Origin of the sequence: Micrococcus sp. HMSC31B01 (assembly GCF_001816085.1) — a bacterium.
In the GTDB taxonomy this organism is placed as follows: domain Bacteria; phylum Actinomycetota; class Actinomycetes; order Actinomycetales; family Micrococcaceae; genus Micrococcus; species Micrococcus luteus.
This window is the reverse complement of sequence record NZ_KV824989.1, coordinates 1-3,325: the sequence shown is the minus strand read 5'-3', so window position 1 is coordinate 3,325 and position 3,325 is coordinate 1. Positions and strand designations below refer to the sequence as shown.

Genomic DNA, 3,325 nt, shown 5'->3' with positions numbered 1-3,325 from the left:
TCAAGAACCTCATGACCCACAACAACTAGAAGGCGTCACGGTGATTGTGGCTGAGGGCTCATCGCAGCGGAAGGGTGATCAGGGGGCCTCGGCAGAATGGGGTCCCATGGAGTCCACCCAGCCCGTCCCCGAGCCCTTCGTCCTGACCCTCGGTGCGGTCCTCGCCGCCGCCGGCCTTGACCCGCACGACGTCCTGGCCATCCGCCACACCTACAAGGAGTCGGGGCTGCCGTCGCGGGCGGCAGCCACGCCGGAGCGCGTACTCGCCTACACGCGGGAGCAGCACCACGTGGGGAAGTTCCCGAAGGAGCCTGCTCGCCACTGGCTGATCTTCATGGGGGAGGGCGGGCGTCGTTCTCGTCTCACCGCCGTGTACGAGAACCGCGGGGAGGCCGTGGCTGAGCGCACGGAGCGGCATCGGTACTACGACGTTGCGCCGGTGCCGCTGCTGGCCTCCCTCGAGGAGCGCCTGGTGGTGGAGTGGTCCGCAGACCCCGTGAACTGGGCCAAGCGCGGGCCCCTCGCGGCGCGGTTCCCCGTCCTCGAGATCGCCGATCCCACCACCGAGGCGTTCCCCGGCTTCGACCACGTGCTGTTCAGCTACGGGGACCTGCAGTCACTGGTGACCGAGACCCGCTACGCAGGCTGGCGCACCGCCCTGGAGGCCGTACGCGGGATCTACCTGATCGCCGACGAGACCGCGGGCCGGTGCTACGTCGGCAAGGCCGACGGTGAGCGTGGTGTGCTCGGACGGTGGGAGGCCTACGCCCGTGACGGGCATGGCGGAAACGTCGCCCTCCGGGATGCCCTGGAGCTCGACCCCGACCAGCCGGAGCGGTACATGTTCAGCTTGTTGCGCGTGTTCGGCTCCAATACCCCGCAGGCCCAGATCGACGCCGCGGAGAAGCACTACAAGGAGGCTCTGATGACGCGCCGGTTCGGACTGAACCGGAACTGAACGGACGTCGTTGTCCGGGGGGAGAGAGCGAAGGGCAGACGGGAGGGGGGATGGATTGCCCGCGCCGAGCCTTGCGGAGGAGGGCAAGTGCGCCATCCAGGCACAGCAGCCATCGCTGAGTTCCTCGAATGTGACTGCCCACGAGCACACGGGGCATCCGCAAGCCGCCCGCATTGATGTCGCCGCGCGGGCCGACGTCGTCGAGGCGGGCGGGCCAGGTCTGATGGGTGTGAACGGCCTCCCCGGAACCGGCAAGATGACGATGCTCCGGGACATCCTGGCGTCCAACGTCGTCGAACGAGCACGCCGATTGTCTGCGTGTGAGAACCCACTCGACGCCTTCACCGAACGCACCCATGAGTGGACCGGCGAGGGCAGGATGCGACGACGGGCGCGCGAACTCCGGCCCGAGGTGGCCGGCCTCGAAAAGGTGGTGGCCTCGGCGAACAACGCGGACGAGGAGAACCTCTCCGAGGAGATTCCACATCGGAGCGCCATCAAGGACGGCCGGAACGTGGATGCGGACTACTTCGCCTGCCTGGCCACCGCCGCCTTGGGCGGAAGCGGCGGGGGAAGAGGACGCCCTGGGTGAGGACAGCTTGACGTCGGAGCAGCCGGGCACCTCGGGCCTGGCCGCTGCACCGATGGCAACGGCACCGACCCCCGCCCCGCTCCGCGCGCAGGCGGCCGACGAGGGGGTAGTGCTGCTCGGGGTCCTTCTGGAGGGCCCGGACCGGCCCGGGGCGCACGGGGCGCACGGGGCCGGCCGGACCGACCTACGGACCGGACGGCTCAGCCCTGGGCCGACTCGACGTCCTCGTCGACCCAGTCGCGGGAGCGTTCCACGGCCTTCTTCCACAGCCGCAGGGCGCGCTCAACCTCCTCCTCGTCCGTGGTGGGCTCCCAGCGCTTGTCCTCTTCCCAGTTGGCCACGAGCTCGTCCTGGGACGCCCAGAACCCCACCGCCAGGCCTGCGGCGTAGGCGGCGCCGAGAGCGGTGGTCTCGATGACCTTGGGGCGCACGACGGGCACGCGCAGCAGGTCCGCCTGGAACTGCATGAGCAGCTCGTTGGCGACCATGCCACCGTCGACCTTCAGTTCGGTGAGGTCCACGCCGGAGTCCGCGTTCATGGCGTCCAGGACCTCGCGGCTCTGGAAGGCGGTAGCCTCGAGCGCCGCGCGGGCGATGTGCCCCTTGTTGACGTAACGGGTCATGCCCACCATGACGCCGCGGGCCGCGGCGTCCCAGTGCGGGGCGAAGAGGCCGGAGAACGCGGGGACGAAGTACACGCCGCCGTTGTCCTCCACGCCGGCGGCCAGGGTCTCGACCTCCGGGGCGCTGCCGATCATCCCGAGGTTGTCCCGCAGCCACTGGATCAGCGAGCCGGTGACGGCGATCGAGCCCTCCAGCGCGTACACCGGCTTCTGGTCGCCAATGCGGTACGCCACCGTGGTGAGCAGGCCGTTGTCCGAGTGCACCGGCTCCTCGCCGGTGTTGATCAGCATGAAGTTGCCGGTGCCGTACGTGTTCTTGGCCTGGCCGACCTCGAAGCACGCCTGGCCGAAGGTCGCCGCGTGCTGGTCGCCCAGGATGCCGGTGATCGGCGTCTCGCGCAGCAGCTGCTGGCCGGATACGGTGCCCACCTCGGCGGAGGAGCTGACGATCTCCGGAAGCATGGACATCGGGATGCCCATGTCCGCGCAGATCTCCTCGTTCCAGTCGAGGGTGTCCAGGTTCATCAGCATGGTGCGGGAGGCGTTGGTGACGTCGGTGACGTGCCGGCCGCCCTCGCCGCCGCCGGTGAGATTCCACACGAGCCACGAGTCCGTGGTGCCGAAGATGAGGTCGCCGTTCTCGGCGGCCTCCCGGGCACCGTCCACGTTCTCCAGAATCCAGGCCACCTTGGGGCCGGAGAAGTACGTGGCCAGGGGCAGCCCGACGCGCTCCTTGTAGCGGTCCGCGCCGACGTCGCCGGCCAGGCGCTCGCAGAGGTGGTCGGTGCGGGTGTCCTGCCACACGATGGCGTTGTACACCGGCTTGCCGGTGTTGCGGTCCCACACCACGGTGGTCTCACGCTGGTTCGTGATGCCCACGGCGGCGACGTCGTGTCGGGTCACCTCGGCGCGGGCCAGGGCCTCGCCGATGACCTCGCGGGTGTTCGTCCAGATCTCCACCGGGTCGTGCTCCACCCAGCCGGCGCGCGGGAAGATCTGCTCGTGTTCGCGCTGACCAGTGGACACGATGGCCCCACTGTGGTCGAAGAGGATCGCGCGCGTGGACGTGGTGCCCTGGTCGATGGCCATCACGTAGCGGGGGGTGGTCATGTCCTACTCCTTCGGAGGTGGTCATCGGCGGACGCGGGTCCC

Annotated in this window: 3 protein-coding genes; 2 read left to right on the top strand and 1 reads right to left on the bottom strand. The window is 69.4% G+C overall.

Annotation, left to right across the window (positions count from 1 at the left end):
* The first annotated feature begins 106 nt into the window (after positions 1-106).
* Together HMPREF3105_RS02875 and HMPREF3105_RS02870 are read left to right on the top strand one after the other, a co-directional pair.
* Complete coding sequence (locus tag HMPREF3105_RS02875; protein WP_070708745.1) at positions 107-958, top strand: GIY-YIG nuclease family protein; 852 nt, start codon at positions 107-109, stop codon at positions 956-958.
* A gap of 55 nt (positions 959-1,013) precedes the next feature.
* Entirely contained in the window at positions 1,014-1,550 is a 537-nt protein-coding gene (locus HMPREF3105_RS02870; RefSeq protein WP_070708744.1) for a hypothetical protein, read from the top strand.
* 200 nt (positions 1,551-1,750) lie between these two features.
* Here HMPREF3105_RS02870 and glpK read toward each other — a convergent pair whose 3' ends face one another.
* Entirely contained in the window at positions 1,751-3,283 is a 1,533-nt protein-coding gene (gene glpK / locus HMPREF3105_RS02865) for a glycerol kinase GlpK (RefSeq protein WP_049145088.1), read from the bottom strand.
* Between the last annotated feature and the right edge of the window lie 42 nt (positions 3,284-3,325).

What these genes read in the sequence shown, in the direction of transcription:
- HMPREF3105_RS02875 (WP_070708745.1), top strand. Translation starts at nt 107, where the DNA reads ATGGAGTCCACCCAGCCCGTCCCCGAGCCCTTCGTCCTGACCCTCGGT.
- glpK (WP_049145088.1), bottom strand. Translation starts at nt 3,283, where the DNA reads ATGACCACCCCCCGCTACGTGATGGCCATCGACCAGGGCACCACGTCC.